General features: G+C 40.5%; 16 protein-coding genes. 11 read left to right on the top strand and 5 right to left on the bottom strand.

The genetic code is table 11. The features are described from left to right. Positions 1-5 precede the first annotated feature (5 nt). From ACQKEV_RS01915 to ACQKEV_RS01935, 5 genes are all read left to right on the top strand, one after another. Positions 6-1,211 (top strand): NRAMP family divalent metal transporter, encoded by a 1,206-nt coding sequence (locus ACQKEV_RS01915; RefSeq protein ID WP_427442834.1) that lies wholly within the window; start codon positions 6-8, stop codon positions 1,209-1,211. Positions 1,212-1,254: 43 nt separating this feature from the next. Continuing rightward, the gene (locus ACQKEV_RS01920; RefSeq protein WP_427442836.1) at positions 1,255-2,028 is read left to right on the top strand and encodes a putative hydro-lyase; all 774 of its coding nucleotides are present in this window, start codon (positions 1,255-1,257) and stop codon (positions 2,026-2,028) included. Between the two features lie 141 nt (positions 2,029-2,169). Then, positions 2,170-2,346 carry a hypothetical protein gene (locus tag ACQKEV_RS01925; protein WP_269926908.1) on the top strand — a complete coding sequence of 59 codons (177 nt, stop codon included), beginning with the start codon at positions 2,170-2,172 and terminating at the stop codon, positions 2,344-2,346. Positions 2,347-2,620: 274 nt separating this feature from the next. Beyond that, complete coding sequence (locus ACQKEV_RS01930; RefSeq protein WP_427442837.1) at positions 2,621-3,463, top strand: DegV family protein; 843 nt, start codon at positions 2,621-2,623, stop codon at positions 3,461-3,463. A 228-nt stretch (positions 3,464-3,691) separates the two neighbouring features. After that, the gene (locus ACQKEV_RS01935) at positions 3,692-3,961 is read left to right on the top strand and encodes a hypothetical protein (protein ID WP_427442839.1); all 270 of its coding nucleotides are present in this window, start codon (positions 3,692-3,694) and stop codon (positions 3,959-3,961) included. A 57-nt stretch (positions 3,962-4,018) separates the two neighbouring features. Here the strand turns inward: ACQKEV_RS01935 and ACQKEV_RS01940 are convergent, their stop codons facing one another. Continuing rightward, positions 4,019-4,993 (bottom strand): rhodanese-related sulfurtransferase, encoded by a 975-nt coding sequence (locus ACQKEV_RS01940; RefSeq protein WP_427442840.1) that lies wholly within the window; start codon positions 4,991-4,993, stop codon positions 4,019-4,021. A 243-nt stretch (positions 4,994-5,236) separates the two neighbouring features. Here ACQKEV_RS01940 and ACQKEV_RS01945 point away from each other — a divergent pair, with 243 nt between their 5' ends. Together ACQKEV_RS01945 and brnQ are read left to right on the top strand one after the other, a co-directional pair. Further along, positions 5,237-6,892 carry an FAD-binding dehydrogenase gene (locus ACQKEV_RS01945; RefSeq protein WP_427442842.1) on the top strand — a complete coding sequence of 552 codons (1,656 nt, stop codon included), beginning with the start codon at positions 5,237-5,239 and terminating at the stop codon, positions 6,890-6,892. Between the two features lie 825 nt (positions 6,893-7,717). Continuing rightward, positions 7,718-9,076 (top strand): branched-chain amino acid transport system II carrier protein, encoded by a 1,359-nt coding sequence (gene brnQ, locus ACQKEV_RS01950; protein WP_427442844.1) that lies wholly within the window; start codon positions 7,718-7,720, stop codon positions 9,074-9,076. Between the two features lie 66 nt (positions 9,077-9,142). Here the strand turns inward: brnQ and ACQKEV_RS01955 are convergent, their stop codons facing one another. Beyond that, positions 9,143-9,808, bottom strand: a complete 666-nt coding sequence (locus ACQKEV_RS01955; RefSeq protein WP_427442846.1) for a GntR family transcriptional regulator — start codon at positions 9,806-9,808, stop codon at positions 9,143-9,145. A 273-nt stretch (positions 9,809-10,081) separates the two neighbouring features. On the opposite strand from ACQKEV_RS01955, the gene ACQKEV_RS01960 reads away from it, so the two are divergent. The 3 genes from ACQKEV_RS01960 (at position 10,082) to ACQKEV_RS01970 (ending at position 12,135) form a co-directional block, all read left to right on the top strand. Next, positions 10,082-10,564, top strand: coding sequence for a hypothetical protein (locus ACQKEV_RS01960; RefSeq protein WP_427444795.1), 483 nt, complete (start codon positions 10,082-10,084; stop codon positions 10,562-10,564). 110 nt (positions 10,565-10,674) lie between these two features. Next, positions 10,675-11,334 (top strand): type 1 glutamine amidotransferase domain-containing protein, encoded by a 660-nt coding sequence (locus ACQKEV_RS01965; RefSeq protein ID WP_427442847.1) that lies wholly within the window; start codon positions 10,675-10,677, stop codon positions 11,332-11,334. A 174-nt stretch (positions 11,335-11,508) separates the two neighbouring features. Further along, on the top strand, positions 11,509-12,135 hold the full coding sequence (locus ACQKEV_RS01970) for a YczE/YyaS/YitT family protein (protein WP_427442849.1): 627 nt from the start codon (positions 11,509-11,511) through the stop codon (positions 12,133-12,135). Positions 12,136-12,205: 70 nt separating this feature from the next. Here ACQKEV_RS01970 and ACQKEV_RS01975 read toward each other — a convergent pair whose 3' ends face one another. Together ACQKEV_RS01975 and ACQKEV_RS01980 are read right to left on the bottom strand one after the other, a co-directional pair. Beyond that, complete coding sequence (locus ACQKEV_RS01975) at positions 12,206-13,189, bottom strand: NAD(P)/FAD-dependent oxidoreductase (RefSeq protein WP_427442851.1); 984 nt, start codon at positions 13,187-13,189, stop codon at positions 12,206-12,208. A gap of 135 nt (positions 13,190-13,324) precedes the next feature. Continuing rightward, positions 13,325-13,759 carry a GNAT family N-acetyltransferase gene (locus ACQKEV_RS01980; RefSeq protein ID WP_427442853.1) on the bottom strand — a complete coding sequence of 145 codons (435 nt, stop codon included), beginning with the start codon at positions 13,757-13,759 and terminating at the stop codon, positions 13,325-13,327. 144 nt (positions 13,760-13,903) lie between these two features. On the opposite strand from ACQKEV_RS01980, the gene ACQKEV_RS01985 reads away from it, so the two are divergent. After that, the gene (locus tag ACQKEV_RS01985; protein WP_427442855.1) at positions 13,904-14,167 is read left to right on the top strand and encodes a hypothetical protein; all 264 of its coding nucleotides are present in this window, start codon (positions 13,904-13,906) and stop codon (positions 14,165-14,167) included. A 51-nt stretch (positions 14,168-14,218) separates the two neighbouring features. On the opposite strand, the gene ACQKEV_RS01990 is transcribed toward ACQKEV_RS01985, so the two are convergent. Then, complete coding sequence (locus ACQKEV_RS01990; protein ID WP_427442857.1) at positions 14,219-15,511, bottom strand: MFS transporter; 1,293 nt, start codon at positions 15,509-15,511, stop codon at positions 14,219-14,221. Positions 15,512-15,545 lie beyond the last annotated feature (34 nt).

Genomic DNA, 15,545 nt, shown 5'->3' on the forward strand with positions numbered 1-15,545 from the left:
ACTATATGAAAACTGAAAACAAATTAAAAAACACCAATCGTAGTTTGTTGCTTGGTGCGGCATTCTTGATGGCGACTTCAGCTATCGGACCAGGCTTTCTAACACAAACGACCGTCTTTACAGAATCACTTTTGGCAAGTTTCGGTTTCGTTATTTTGATTTCCATTATTATTGATATCGGTGCTCAGCTGAACATTTGGCGAATCATTGCGGTATCTGAAAAACGGGCACAAGATATTGCGAACGATATATTGCCGGGGCTCGGTTATTTTCTTGCTATCTTAATTGTTATGGGTGGTCTTGCATTTAACATCGGAAATATCGCGGGTGCTGGTCTAGGGACAAACGTTTTATTCGGAATCTCTGCACAGACGGGAGCCATTCTGAGTGGGATTCTTGCAATCGGTATTTTTGTAGTTAAAGAAGCTGGTAAAGCGATGGACAAGTTCGCGCAAATTTTAGGGTTTATCATGATTGCTTTGACGGTATACGTGATGTTTACTGCAGCTCCTCCAGTAGGGGAAGCGGTCGTGAAAACATTCGTTCCAGATAAAATTGATATTTTAGCAATCGTTACATTGGTTGGAGGAACGGTTGGGGGCTATATCACTTTTGCAGGAGGCCACCGCTTAATTGATGCAGGTGTCAAAGGTGTAGACGCACTTCCTGAAGTAAACCGTAGTGCGGTTTTTGCAATTGTAGTTACTGCTATCATGCGAATTGCCTTGTTCCTTGCCGTACTGGGTGTTGTTTCTCAAGGATTGAAGCTGGATCCTGCTAACCCACCAGCGTCTGTGTTCCAACATGCAGCTGGGAACTTTGGTTATAAAATTTTCGGGATCGTGATGTGGGCAGCGGCAGTTACGTCCGTAGTTGGCGCAGCATATACATCGGTTTCATTTATTCGTACATTCCATCCATGGTTAGAGAAGCATCATCAAAAAATTATCATCGCGTTTATTGCAATTTCGACGATTGTCTTTGTATTCGTCGGTCGACCGGTAAGTATTCTTGTACTCGTAGGTTCTGTGAATGGCTTGATTTTACCGATTGCTTTAGGCGTAATGCTTATTGCCGCTTATAAAACGAAAATTGTCGGGGACTACAAACATCCAATGTGGATGACGATTTTCGGTATTATTATTGTTATCGCAATGTCGATCATGGGCGTGTATACCTTAATTGAAGGCATTCCTCAATTGTTTAAATAAAGTGGTTTTTATCAGAGCGAAATAGAAAGGGGTTCTTATCTTGATGACACCGTCTGAAGTAAGAGAAAAGATGCGCAGTGGTGACTTTTCTTCGCCAACTTCTGGTTTGTGTGAAGAATACATTCAAGCAAATCTGGTGATATTGCCTAAAAATCTAGCCTTTGATTTTCTGCTGTTCTGTCAAAGAAATCCGAAATCCTGTCCACTCATTGATGTGACAGATGCCGGTTCCTATATCCCAAAAATGTCTGCACCTCAAGCGGACTTGCGTACGGATTTGCCAAAATACCGCATCTATCGCGATGGTCAAGTTGTGGATGAACCTACGGATATTACTGCGTATTGGACAGACGATATGGTCGGCTTCCTAATTGGCTGCAGCTTCACCTTCGAAGATGCACTGATTAAAAACGGCATTCCAATGAGGCACAATGAAGAAGGCGTTAATGTCCCCATGTATAAAACGTCTATTGAAACTTCGCCTTCTGGCAAGTTTGCAGGACCGACTGTCGTCAGTATGCGTCCAATGAAAGAAGCGGATGTCATACGGGCGGTTCAAGTAACGAGTCGTTTCCCATCTGTTCACGGAGCACCGGTTCATATCGGAAACCCTGAATCGATTGGCATCCAGAATATTCATCAGCCTGATTTTGGTGATGCAGTGACAATCAAAGAAGGTGAAGTACCCGTGTTTTGGGCATGTGGTGTGACACCTCAAGCAATCGCCATGCATATGAAACCACCATTGATGATTACGCATGCACCGGGTCATATGTTCATCACAGATTTAAAAAGTGAACATATGAGTGTGATTTGATTCAAACTATGGCTAATTGAACATAAGCAATTACTGAAGTATCTCTCCGTTTATGACTGAGAGATACTTTTTTGTGCTAGTATAAGCAATATAAGGTCAATTGGACGTGATCGACACAATCTAAAAAAGGAGGCTCTTTATATGAAATTCGTTAAATCGAAGATGAAGCAACTCGTAAAAGAAAACGAAGAACTGAAGGTGCGTTTGAAACAAATTATGAAGGAACATGAGCTTGAAAAAGATTATGCACTTAAAGCGATGTACCATACTGAAGTAGTGGAAGGTAAGTTTCAAGCAAAATATCAGGAACTTTCATAATCTGCCGTTTGGCAGTGCAAAAATCCAAATCGGGACACTCCTGGTTTGGATTTTTCTATTTAAAGGAATAATTGAAGCGAGTATTATGTACAGATGATGACAATCTTTAATATTTCCCCGTAAACATGACATTTGTCATATCACACTCATGATACATAACCCTAGTCAAAAACAGTGATTCTTTCCATACTTATAAATTCAAAGAAATCGTCTCTTGATTTCCAAATGAACTTAATTTACTGAGACTTACGGTCATATAAAAGGAGCTACTTTCATGAACCAATCAAATATTGCATGGGTAACGGATTCAACTGCCACCCTGTCACCGGAATTTATAGAAAAGCATAATATCCATGTGGTCCCGTTATTTGTCATCTTTGGCGAAATCGCTTACAAAGAAAATGTTGATATTAGTTCAACTGACTTTTATAAAAAGTTGGCATCTTCTAAGGATTTGCCAAAAACATCACAACCTTCTCCAGGTGAAATGCTGGAGCTGTTTAACGAAATTAAAAACAAATACAAGCACGTTATTGCCATTCATGCGACTGGCGCATTAACAGGTGCTTATAGTGGTGCAGTCTCGGCGACTAAAGAAGCGGGTGTGAACGCGTTTGTTCTAGATTCCCAGATTGGATCGTTTCCACTTGGGAAAATGGTGGAGCGCGCTGTAGCTTTAGAGCAGCAAGGAAAATCATTTGAAGAAATTATTGCTGAAATTAAGACCTTGCCTGCAAAAGGTAGACTGTTCTTGACGCCAGGAAGTCTGGAACAACTTCACAAAGGTGGACGCGTAACAGGTACACAAGCTGTTTTTGCAACGTTATTGAATATGAAGGTCGTGATGAAATTTCATGAAGGCCGTGCGATACTATCCGATAAAGTTCGAAGTCATAAACGTGCCATCGCAAAAATGGCCGACTATTTGGAAGCGGAGAAAGATCACGTGAAAGAGGTGACCGTCCTCCACGCTGACAATTTGAAAGAAGCAACTCAATGGAAAAATGAACTACAAACGCAATATCCTCAGATGGCTATTTCTATTACCGAACTTAGCCCAGTACCTGGTACTCATACGGGAAGAGGTACAATCGGTCTTGCTTGGTTAGGGGAATAAGAATAGATTGAATGAGAAAAGTCGCTAATCCTACATAAGGATTGGCGATTTTTTCGTGGTTTTTAATTCTCCAAATTTCGGTACAAAGTAGATTTGCTGATGCCTGTTGCTCCTTTAATATCTAAAAGAGTATACTTTTTGCACATTTGCATCGGGTTTTCTTTCTATTTGGTCTATATTAAACAAATTAAGTTGTCTATCCGAGGCTGGAAAGGAGAAACGCGATTCTTGGTTGTAATAATCGACGTTAACGTAGGAAAAATTGGAGACCTCGTAGTAAAAATCGGGGTTGACGTAGGAAAAATCCACGTTCACGTTGTAAAAACAACTTTTAGCCTTTGCTTATTCAAAACTACGGTTTCGCAATACCATCCACTTTCTCGGGCTAACTCTATAAATCAGTTTTCTATTATCGAACATTTAGTTGGACATTTAGGAGTTTTCGTTGGAGTTGTTGGTATTTTCGTTGAAAATCGAAAAAAGAGAGATGCGAAGTGACGAAATCACTTTGCATCTCTCTTTGTATTTGTATAGAAGATTGGCTCACACCATATTTTAAGCTTTGACAGACCCTTTAACACGTTCAACTACATCGAGTCTAGCTTGAACTTGCTCTTCGCTTAAGCCGTGCTCCACGATATAACGGTTGCGTGGATGCGTGCGGCATGCATCGGAACAGCTGCGCAAGTAAAGATGTTCGTTTTCTTCCGAACAAAGAATTTTATCGTTACATTCCGGGTTCGCACAGTTAACATAACGCTCACAAGGAGTACCGTCAAAATGATCTTTACCGACGATGACGTGCTCGACTTTGTTAATTGGTACAGCAATGCGTTGATCAAAGACATACATTTGTCCGTCCCAAAGCTGACCTTTCACTTCTGGGTCAGTTCCGTAATTGTGGATACCACCATGAAGTTGACCGACATCTTCGTAACCTTCTTTAACTAACCAGCCAGAGAATTTCTCACAACGAATTCCGCCTGTACAGTAAGTCAAAATCTTTTTGCCTTCGAATTGATCTTTGTTTTCGCGCATCCATTGTGGCAAGTCACGGAAGTTCTTGATATCCGGACGAACAGCCCCACGGAAATGCCCTAAATCAAATTCATAATCATTACGTGCATCGATCACGATTGTGTCGTCTTGTTGCATTTTTTCGTAGAATTCCGTTGGCGTCAAGTATTCCCCCGTGATTTCGTTCGGGTTGATATCATCTTCTCCAAGACCAAGATGTACTACTTCATTTTTTGCACGAACATGCATTTTTTTGAATGCATGACCGTCCGCTGCATCAATTTTCCACATCATATCAGCAAAACGTTCATCACTCTTCATCATATCCATGTAGGCTTGGGTTTGTTCGATCGTGCCAGAAACAGTACCGTTAATACCTTCGTGGGATACAAGAATACGGCCCAATAAGCCGATTTCTTTACATGCAGCCAAGTGAGTTTGTGCGAATAATTCAGGTTCATCTATTAATACATATTTATAATATAACAAGACTTGATAAGCATTGTTTTCCATTGTAATATAACCACCTTACTTTTATGGTAATTCAATCAATAAATATAGCATAAATGAGGTTAAAAGAACAGGGCTAATTAGTAAATGGCTCTGTTAAATAATGTAGGAAAAGTGAAATTTATAAGATCAGTGGGGAATGAAACCAACTGCGCAATCCAGATATCGCAAAAACCATTAAAGGATAACGTTCATATTTTCTCGAATAAGTATTCAAATGACAATATTTCAATGGGGTGTAATGGCATGAAGGTGGATGTAATTGTGGTAGGTGCGGGGCTTGCAGGATTAGTGGCAACGGCAGAGCTAACGGATGCGGGAAAAAGAGTTCTGCTGTTGGATCAAGAACCGGAAGCCTCTCTTGGAGGTCAGGCTTGGTGGTCATTCGGAGGGTTGTTTTTAGTGGATTCGCCTGAACAACGTAGACTCGGGATTCATGATTCGCTTGAATTGGCGTGGCAGGATTGGCAAGGAGCTGCTGGTTTTGACAGGGAAGATGAAGACTATTGGGGGCATCAGTGGGCACAGGCTTATGTTGAGTTTGCAACGGGAGAAAAAAGGGAGTGGCTGAAATCATTAGGCATTCGATTCTTTCCTGTGGTCGGATGGGCAGAGCGTGGCGGCTACTTAGCAGAAGGTCATGGCAATTCCGTTCCGCGGTTTCACATTGTATGGGGTACGGGGCCAGGTATTGTCCGACCATTTGAAGAAAAAATGCGAAAAGCGATGGAAAACGGGCTGGTCGATTACCGTCCGAGACATCGGGTTGATGAGTTGTTGAAAGAAGGTGGAGCGGTTGTGGGAGTAAAAGGCGCCATTCTGGAACCGAGTGATGCAGGCAGAGGCGAGGCAAGCTCGAGAATCACAGTTGGTGAATTTAGTGAGAAAGCCAAAGCAGTTGTCGTGACAAGTGGTGGGCTAGGGGCGAATTTTGATTTGATTCGTCAAAACTGGCCGGCCAGGTTAGGGAAGGCGCCAGCTCGCATGATTTCTGGAGTGCCTGCCCATGTGGATGGACGGATGCTTGGAATCACCGAAGCGGCTGGAGGAAGAATCGTCAATCGTGACCGCATGTGGCATTATACCGAAGGGATTACAAACTGGAATCCGGTTTGGGCAAAACATGGGATACGTATACTGCCAGGACCTTCTTCACTATGGTTTGACGCAACCGGGAAACGTTTCCCGGCACCGAATTTCCCTGGGTTTGATACACTCGGAACACTTGAAGCCATTCAAAAGACGGGCTTTGACTATTCATGGTTTGTGCTAACACAAAAAGTCATTGAAAAAGAATTTGCATTATCAGGCTCCGAGCAAAATCCTGATTTGACTGGAAAGAGTATTCGCCAGGTGCTGGCACGTATTTTACCAGGTCCAACTGCGCCAGTTAGAGCCTTCATGGAAAAAGGCGAAGATTTTATAGTGGCCGATACTTTGGAAGAATTGGTTCAAGGGATGAATCGTTTAACTGGAGATGGACTCATTCAAGTGGATGAAATGAAGCGCCAAATTATAGCACGAGACCGTGAAATGGATCATACCTTCACAAAAGATTTACAAGTAACAGCACTTCGTGGTGCGAGAAACTACATAGGGGACAAATTGATTCGCGTCGCTTCTCCCCATAAATTCTTAGACTCGAAATATGGACCGTTGATTGCGGTACGATTGAATATCATCAGTCGTAAAACACTCGGCGGTCTGCAAACAGATTTGTCTGGCCGTGTGTTGAATACGGAAGGAGAACCGGTTCCGGGTTTATACGCTGCGGGTGAAGTAAGTGGTTTTGGCGGTGGTGGAGTTCATGGATACCGCTCTCTCGAAGGGACGTTCCTTGGGGGATGTCTGTTTACGGGAAGACAGGTGGGAAGGGCATTGTCTGAGATTGAACACGATTAATTAAACTTATTACCTGGTATATTCGAAAGTGGGATTTTTCCATATTGAATGCATAAAATGTGAAGAGTTTTTGTATTTCAAGCTTTTGAAGGGAGCAAATGTATGAAACGGTTTAAATTTTTTTTCTTATCATTCCTACAAGAACCGTTATGGTTTAAGTTACTGGTTTTAACCACTTTCTTCGCATCAGTTATTTTTAGTAGCACTTTTTTCTCTTATAATGCCTATTACGATAGTGGTTCCAAGGTGGCAGCAGCGATTTTTCTTGGAGCCTATGGTTTTAAGCTGAGGAGAATCCGCAAGTATTCGATCCCTTTATTTATCTTATCAGGGATAAGTTTATATCTTGCTTGGTATTATGCTAGTAACGCTTAAATGATTGAACATATTGGAAACGTCTGTCCTCATTTTGGGGGCAGACGTTTTTTTGTCGTCAAATTGATTTTGTGCAACCTGGATACGCATTTTGTCTACCTGGATAGCCGAACTGTCTACCTGGACACTTGTTCTGTCTACCTGGAGTGCAAAACTGTCTACCTGCAACCGCGAACTGTCTACCTAGACCCTCACTCTGTCAACCTGGACAAGTATTCTCACCTCTAAAGCCACATAGATTGCTGAGCGGAGATTATTTTGTTTCCAGAGAATCTAATTAGGTGGACGTTCACAGTAATTAAATAAAAATTTTAAATATTTTATGCAATATATTGCATTTCATTCTAAAAGAGAGTAGGATTACTGACAGTAATAGTTTCAGTATGCAATATATCGCTAACAAAGATAAATCTATAAACAGAATGATAGTATGCCAGGAGGTAATAGAAAATGGATAAAAAATTGTCTTTATCAGCCTACTCCTTTATTGGATTGATGCTGTTTGCTTTATTTTTTGGTGCTGGAAACTTAATTTTCCCGGCAACACTTGGCCAAAATGCAGGCTCTAATGTGTGGCTCGCAGTCGGTGGCTTCTTGTTAACTGGTATTGGATTGCCGTTTCTTGGCATTCTTGCAATGGGGTATTCAGGTAGTCGAAGTTTACAGGACCTTGCTAGTCGCATTCACCCTGTCTATGGGATCATTTTCACTGCTTTGTTGTATTTGACCATTGGACCGTTATTCGCCATTCCGAGAACGGGCGCTGTTTCTTATGATATTGGCGTGGCTCCATTTTTAGGTGCAGGTCATGAGCAAATCGGACTGCTTGTCTTTACCTTTATTTTCTTTGCTGTAACACTTTGGTTATCCCTGAATCCGTCTAAAATGGTTGACCGTATCGGGAAGTTATTATCGCCAGCTATATTAGTTCTGCTTGGCATTTTGCTTGTCATGGTGATCGTCAATCCGCTAGGTTCCATTCAGGCGCCACAGGAATCGTATGCTAAAGGGGCTTTCATGAAAGGCTTCACAGAAGGCTATAATACGATGGATGCATTGGCGTCACTAGTATTTGGGATTATCGTTATTGATATCATTCGGAAAATGGGTGTTAAATCCACTCGAGGCATTTTAAAAGCTACTGCTAAAGCAGGCGGAGTAGCTACGATTTTACTTGGTGTGATTTATGTTGGGATTGCCTATTTAGGGGCAACGAGTACTGAAATGTTTGGCTTGTTTGAAACAGGTGGACCAGTGCTTTCAAATACTGCCTCGTATTATTTTGGGACATTCGGCACGCTCTTTATGGCAGTCATTATTTTTCTTGCGTGTTTAACAACCAGTATTGGACTGATCACAGCATGTGGGGAGTATTTCCATAGTCTGTTCCCAAATGTAAGTTATAAATTATTTACCATCGGTTTTTCTGTATTTTCATTTATCATCGCTAATTTCGGGTTATCAAATATTATCACCTACTCCGTTCCGGTATTAATGTTCTTGTATCCATTGGCAATTGTTTTAATTATCCTGACGTTCGCATCACCATTGTTCAAGCACTCTCGTTTGGTCTATGTTTCTGCGACCGTTGTGACATTACTGGTGAGTAGTGTGGATGCATTGAAAACACTATGTACATCATTAAATATGGAGTATTTCGAATGGATGAAACCGATTATTTCGTTTTATGAAAGCCATTTACCTTTTTACAGCCAAGGTCTTGGCTGGCTGATCCCTGCTCTCATCGTCATGATGGTTACAGGAATTCTGGCTTATGTAAAAAAAGTTTCATTCGCTTATGCACAGTAAATATGATTTTTTTAAACGAAAACCCCAAATCTCTTAAGTACTTTTGAGATTTGGGGTTTTACTTATTTAGTATAGATCTTCACGCGTATAAAATTCTTCAATCGCACGCAGCCAATTATCTCTCATTACTTTAGAGACGCTTGTAGCATCGCGTTTTTTCATCAAGTCGATGATGGTTGCATGCTCCTGAATCGAGTGGTTCGTCAAGACAATTGAATTATGGAAGAACAAGCGACGTACATGGGCTTGGAGATTAGCAACCATTGACTTTATGTATGGGTTATTTGCAGCATCCACAATAATCTGATGAAATTCTTCATCAATTTTCAAAGCTGAAAAATAATCTTTTATCTGAATTGCTTTTGAAAATCGCTCATTCGTATCTTCCATCTTATGTATCGTTTCATCATCTAAATTAGCGATGGCCAACTCTGCAGACAGGGCTTGCAGTGAAGCCAGTGGAGGAAGTAGATCCTTAATATCTTCCTTTTTTACAGTAGTGACCTGCGTTGCTTTCCCTGGGAACATTTCAACAAATCCTTGGACTTCAAGCAATTGTAACGACTCTCGAATAGGTGTGCGGCTGACGCCCAATGCTTGCGCCAATTCCGTATCATTCAATTTTTCTTCAGGACGTAAAGTGCCGTCGATGATCCATTGCTGCAATTGATTGAAAGCATTCTCTTTCGCAGAGATGCGAATAGGTTTGGCGTGATTAATGGGTATCGGCATACTTGAAACAACCTTTCGTATCTTGAAATAATATGTACAAAAATGTGGTTTTTTCCATTATACAACAAATACTCTGTATGTGATATATCGCATTCTTTCATTCCTATTTTGTGAAATTTTAAGTAATAAATAGTGACGAATAACGCCACACTGAGGAAGAAGTAAAAACAGGTGGGCATAATTACCAGTGAGGTTGGAATGATTATATTTGAATTCATGCCAGGCTTCTCGTACACTGACCTATTCATTAGAGACTGGAAAGCGGGTGGCGTAATGTTTGGATTTAACGATATGTGGAAATTTTTCTTTTCTTTTTTCCTTGTAATGCCTCTTGTGACAATTCTCCATCAGATGGGACATATGTTTTTCGCACGCATTTTTGGTGGGGAAGTGAATATGCACATTGGCTCGGGGAAAGTTTTGACGAAGATAGGGCATCTTCATATTCGACGTTTGTACTTTTATGATGGTTGGTGTGAATACATTGCTCTAGCTAAAAAAGGGAGCAGATGGCAGCTGATTTTGGTCTATTTAGGTGGATCGATTTTTAATCTGACTAGTATTTTACTTTTAAATGGCTTAATTTTGGTACGGGAATTGGATCCTGGGATATTCGTGTATCAATTCGTTTATTTTTCTTTCTATTTCATTTTCTTTTCCCTTTTTCCCATTTGGCATGGGGAGAACCCGAGTGACGGAATGGCTGTTTGGAATCTCATTCGCAAGAAACCGTTCAAAAATAATCCGACAATGTAACGCTATTTCGGAATGTGCATCCAGACGTTTTTTACATTCAGTTCTGGGTAAATAAGATAAGTGATGGTTTTTGTAAATGATAGAAACAATAAATGCCAGGAGGAATACACATGACTAAGAAAATATTAATGGTATTAACAAGTGCAGACCAAATGGGTGACGATAAATCAACAGGAACATGGCTTTCCGAATTTGCAGATGCCTATTTAGAATTCAAAAAACAAGGTTATGATGTAACAATCAGTAGTATTAAAGGTGGCAAAGCGCCTGTAGATCCAGGCAGTATCGATGAGAATACACCTCAAGAAATTTTGGATGCAGAGAAATATTTAGCGGATACAGTATCAATTGAGGAAGTGGAAATGGGCGATTATGATGTCATTTTCCTTCCAGGTGGTCACGGGACAATGTGTGACTTCCCTGAAAATCAAAAATTACAATCGCTACTGCGAGAATTTACTGAAGCCGATAAGTACGTCGTTTCAGTATGCCATGGTCCTGCTGGATTAGTTGGTCCAACTCTTTCAAATGGGGAACCCTTGGTTAAAGGAAAACGTGTAAGTGCGTTTACCGACGCTGAAGAACGCGACACTACTTTTGATTCGCTAATGCCATTTTTATTGGAAAGCAAGTTGCGTGAACTTGGAGCAACGGTAGAAACAGCACCAAATTGGTCGGAGAAAGCTGTGGTGGATGGCAAATTAATTACCGGGCAAAATCCTCAATCTACTCCATTGGTCGTTAAAGAGTTAATTAAACAATTAGGATAAAAAGCAGGGCTGCACATATTAGTGTGCAGTCCTTGGTTATTATAATTAAGTCTTGGCTTTTTCAAGTGAACAGTGAAAAGGCTATTTTTTGTGAATTGAAAAATTAGTGAATCTCGTTTAATTCATGTTAAGATGGTGCAATCATTCATTTGGACGGAATATAAAGGAGTTTTTATGAAAAATCGTAGTATTGTCGCTGTATTTTACTTAGTTGGCTTAACGTTTCTGTCTTTGGGCATTAGTTTAATGATATTGGCTGATTTAGGTGCAGGTCCTTGGGATGCCATGTATGTTGGACTGAACAATCTATTTGGTTTAAGTGTCGGTACGTGGATCTTTATTGTGGGCATTTTACTCATTTTCATCAATGCGCTGCTACTAAGAGAACGAATTGATATTTCAGCTGTGATACCGGTAGTAACGATTGGTTTTATGATTGATTTTTGGTTGTTATTTGTTTTTGCTAATTACCAGGCACCAATTCTTCCGATTCGATTTGCGATGCTTGTTGGCGGTGTTGCAGTAATCGCTGTGGGTATCGCTTGTTATCTGCAATCTACCATTGCACGCAATCCTATGGATACCTTGATGATGGCGATTCAAACTATGACTGGAAAAAGCATGGCTGTATCAAAAACGATGATGGAGCTAGGTGTGTTGGTCATTGCTTTCATTCTCGGCGGACCTATTGGATTGGGAACAATCTTTGTTGCTCTCTTAATCGGTCCAATGATTCAGTTCTTCTATCGTCCGGTAACAAAATTCCGTGAGCGTTTATGTAAAGAGTCTGTACTGCAATAGATATACAAAAGAGCAGTGAATTCATAGTGAATTCACTGCTCTTTTTTCTGTCCATAATTCCTCTTCCGACTTAATGCGAAAATAAATCGGTTGAATGCTTCATGTGTTTCTTGGTTTCTGGGTCCACAAAGTGTTTCGCGGAATTAATGGCAATTGGTGCTTCGCCAAATCCACAAACGATTAGTTTAACTTTGCCATCATACGTGTTGCTGTCACCGACGGCATATACACCAGGTAGTGTCGTTTCCATTTTGGAATTGACTTTGATTGCGTGTTTATCCATATCCATGCCCCAATTTTTCATGTTCCCGATATGTGATCGGAATCCATAATTGACGATGACATGATCGGCTTTTAACAATTCAATCGTACCATCTGAATTACGTACAGCCACATGTGTGAAATTATCACCTTCAGGCTCAAAGTGATCCACTACAAATGGTGTCTTGATGACTACAGATGATTGTTGGAGCAATTCCAGGCTATGCTCATGTGCACGGAAAGAATCGCGTCGATGAACCAACGTTACTGAGTTTGCAATGGGTTCAAGCATGAGAGCCCAATCGACAGCTGAATCACCGCCACCAAACAATACAACGTCTTTTCCTGCAAATTTGCCCATATCATCCACAAAATAATGTAGTTGGGTACCTTCGTATTTGGCTGCTTCTTCATGTTCCAGTCGCTTCGGTTCAAATGCGCCATTTCCAGTTGTGAAAATGACTGATTTTGTTAAATGAGTCTCTTTTTCAGTTGTTAGTTGCCATGTGCCATCATCCAGTCTTGTCATATCTTCTACGGATTGATCTGTGACGATAGTGGGAGAGAAAATGGATAATTGCTCAGATAAATTGGCTACTAAATCTTTTGCACGTACTTTAGGGAAACCGGCAATATCATATATGTATTTTTCGGGGTAAAGTGCCGTTAATTGGCCGCCGACATTAGGTAAACTTTCGATAATCTTGACCGACATTTGGCGCATGCCGCCGTAAAAAGCTGTGAATAATCCAGTAGGACCAGCGCCTACTATGGTAACGTCATAAACTTTCATGAAAATCAAGCCCCTTGTCCATAAAGTGTCTAAAGTGTTTACCATAATTCTACCACTAACATTGGTGATGTAAGCAAAATCTCGTACATTTCAGTCGAAAGGATGAGATGGCTTTAATGTTCAAGATAGTGAGTCTTATAAGAGTTTCTCCAAAATAATCTTATGTTTTCCTTTTGCATTCGTATACGTAGAAATGACGTCGAAACCATATTTAATGTTGAGAATTAGCATCCCTTTTAAAGTGTTTGTAGACTTCGTTTGAACCGTTTTGTAGCCCGTTTCCATTAATAAAGTATGTTGAAGGGACATTAGTTCCAATGCGATTCCCTGTTTACGAAAAGAGATGTGTACACCGCCAAGCCAACTATAGAATAAATCAGGGCGGAGTTCATATCCCATTTTAAAGCCGATTACTTCATCTCCTGAATAGGCAAGACAAGTCAGCAAGTTTGGCTTGTTTTGTAATTCGTGAAGTGACAGTTCTGAGCCTTCAAAAACGTGTTGGTGAAGTTGTTGAATGGCTTGCAGATGCTGTTTTTCAGGAATACCGTGAAAATAAATGAATTCCATAAAGAACCTCCAATTGATGGTATAAAAATGCTTTCATAAGACATGATATAAAGGGTTTAACTGTGTTTTAAAAGTCTTATGTTTTTTCTTTGAACTGAAGGGAATAATAAACATAAGACGAAAATTCAGAAGGAGGCATTACCCATGAATGAAAAAGAGAAGTTTCCTGAATTCGAACCGGAACCTATAGAACTTGAAAAACGACAAAAACAGCAAGAAGAAAACGAAAAAGAAATGAAGCAAAATCAAAAGTTACATGATAACCGTGTTGCACAGGGTCAAAATAATCAACCTGATCCACAAAGTGAAAAGGACTTGAACAATCAATCCAATACCAATCAAAATGAACAAGACTTGAATGATTTGACGCATGATATTGCAAATAAACAAGGCCGCAACTTCAATTAAATAAAGTAAATCCGCACACTCGAGAAATCGGATTGTGCGGATTTTTTATGCTTACTTTGACATTCTAACTTGGTTGGTATTAGGTAACAGGAAGCTGAGTGTCGCAGCTACCAAGAGTAATAAAATGGAAGCAATAAAGGAAATATCGTAGCCCCCAGTATAATCGAACAATAAACCAGGTAAAAACGAACCCAGTGCAGAACCTATTTGATGGCTTAAATAGAGCCAACCGACGACAGCTCCTACTGATAAATTTTGAAAGTAGTCAGTGGCGAGTTTAACAGTGGGAGCTACTGTAGCGAAATTGACGACACCAAAGCTGATGGCGAAAATTATTAAGAGATGTGACTGTGAAATAAAGTAACCGAACAGTGATGTGTTGTGAACAATAACCAATAACAAGACAATTGAACAGGCTCTTGTACTGTATAAAAATGCCAGCATGTATTTGGGATTCCATCGATCAGCTAGAAAACCTGAAAGCACGGTGCCAAGAATGTTGAAACCAGCCAACAAGCTTACGGCAATCCCGGTAATCGTCGGCGAAAATCCACAGTATTGGGCGAACGGAATAAGATGAGTGTCCATTAATCCAGTCGTGGTAATACCACAAACAAAAAATGGAATCATTAAGAACAAAAATTCCTTCTTGCGCAACAGACTGAAAATCGATAAGTGGGCATTTGGCTTGGATTTTGTAACGGGTTCATCAGGATTATGAACAGACAGGTCTCCATAAGCTGTAAGATTTTTTTCATAAGGGTAAGTACGAATAAACAAATACAACAAAGGAAAGACGATAAATGTCAGGAATGCACCTAAAATCAGAACTGTTGTATGCCATCCATATCGATCATTCAAAATGAGAGACAGAGGTACAAGCATCAATTGTCCTGCAGCAGTACCCGCTGACATCAGCCCCAGAGCCAACCCCTTTTTCTCTACAAACCAGTTGGATATCGCAATGGTTCCTGCCACGTTCGATGAACCGCCAAATCCTATGGAAGCAATAACTCCATATAAAATCATCAATTGCCAAGTAGAAGCGACGAAAAATGTAAGCAGTGTCGAGAGTCCAACCAATAAAATGCTGAAAGACAAAATTGGACGTACTCCATATCGATCAATCAATCTACCGATAAAAGGTTGGGAGAAAGCGAATACGAGATAGCTGACGAATGCGATGAGCGAGATCATGCCACGGTTTGTTGAAAACTCTTCTTCCCAAGGCGTAATAAATGCACCAAATGAAAGACGTACCCCTTGTGCCGATAAAAGAGCAATAAATGTTAACAGTAGAATGATCCAGGCATAATGATATTTCTTGCTACGAAATACAGTCAAGTTCACACCTCTTTCCTCATATTCCAATAATCAA

Source organism: Paenisporosarcina sp. NPDC076907 (assembly GCF_050269735.1).
GTDB lineage: Bacteria > Bacillota > Bacilli > Bacillales_A > Planococcaceae > Paenisporosarcina.

Excerpts from the sequence above, each read along its gene's own strand:
- ACQKEV_RS01980 (WP_427442853.1), bottom strand. The coding sequence starts at position 13,759 with ATGGAATTCATTTATTTTCACGGTATTCCTGAAAAACAGCATCTGCAA.
- ACQKEV_RS01945 (WP_427442842.1), top strand. The coding sequence starts at position 5,237 with ATGAAGGTGGATGTAATTGTGGTAGGTGCGGGGCTTGCAGGATTAGTG.
- ACQKEV_RS01915 (WP_427442834.1), top strand. The coding sequence starts at position 6 with ATGAAAACTGAAAACAAATTAAAAAACACCAATCGTAGTTTGTTGCTT.
- ACQKEV_RS01965 (WP_427442847.1), top strand. The coding sequence starts at position 10,675 with ATGACTAAGAAAATATTAATGGTATTAACAAGTGCAGACCAAATGGGT.
- ACQKEV_RS01925 (WP_269926908.1), top strand. The coding sequence starts at position 2,170 with ATGAAATTCGTTAAATCGAAGATGAAGCAACTCGTAAAAGAAAACGAA.
- brnQ (WP_427442844.1), top strand. The coding sequence starts at position 7,718 with ATGGATAAAAAATTGTCTTTATCAGCCTACTCCTTTATTGGATTGATG.
- ACQKEV_RS01970 (WP_427442849.1), top strand. The coding sequence starts at position 11,509 with ATGAAAAATCGTAGTATTGTCGCTGTATTTTACTTAGTTGGCTTAACG.
- ACQKEV_RS01940 (WP_427442840.1), bottom strand. The coding sequence starts at position 4,993 with ATGGAAAACAATGCTTATCAAGTCTTGTTATATTATAAATATGTATTA.
- ACQKEV_RS01975 (WP_427442851.1), bottom strand. The coding sequence starts at position 13,189 with ATGAAAGTTTATGACGTTACCATAGTAGGCGCTGGTCCTACTGGATTA.
- ACQKEV_RS01920 (WP_427442836.1), top strand. The coding sequence starts at position 1,255 with ATGACACCGTCTGAAGTAAGAGAAAAGATGCGCAGTGGTGACTTTTCT.
- ACQKEV_RS01960 (WP_427444795.1), top strand. The coding sequence starts at position 10,082 with ATGTTTGGATTTAACGATATGTGGAAATTTTTCTTTTCTTTTTTCCTT.
- ACQKEV_RS01930 (WP_427442837.1), top strand. The coding sequence starts at position 2,621 with ATGAACCAATCAAATATTGCATGGGTAACGGATTCAACTGCCACCCTG.
- ACQKEV_RS01985 (WP_427442855.1), top strand. The coding sequence starts at position 13,904 with ATGAATGAAAAAGAGAAGTTTCCTGAATTCGAACCGGAACCTATAGAA.
- ACQKEV_RS01955 (WP_427442846.1), bottom strand. The coding sequence starts at position 9,808 with ATGCCGATACCCATTAATCACGCCAAACCTATTCGCATCTCTGCGAAA.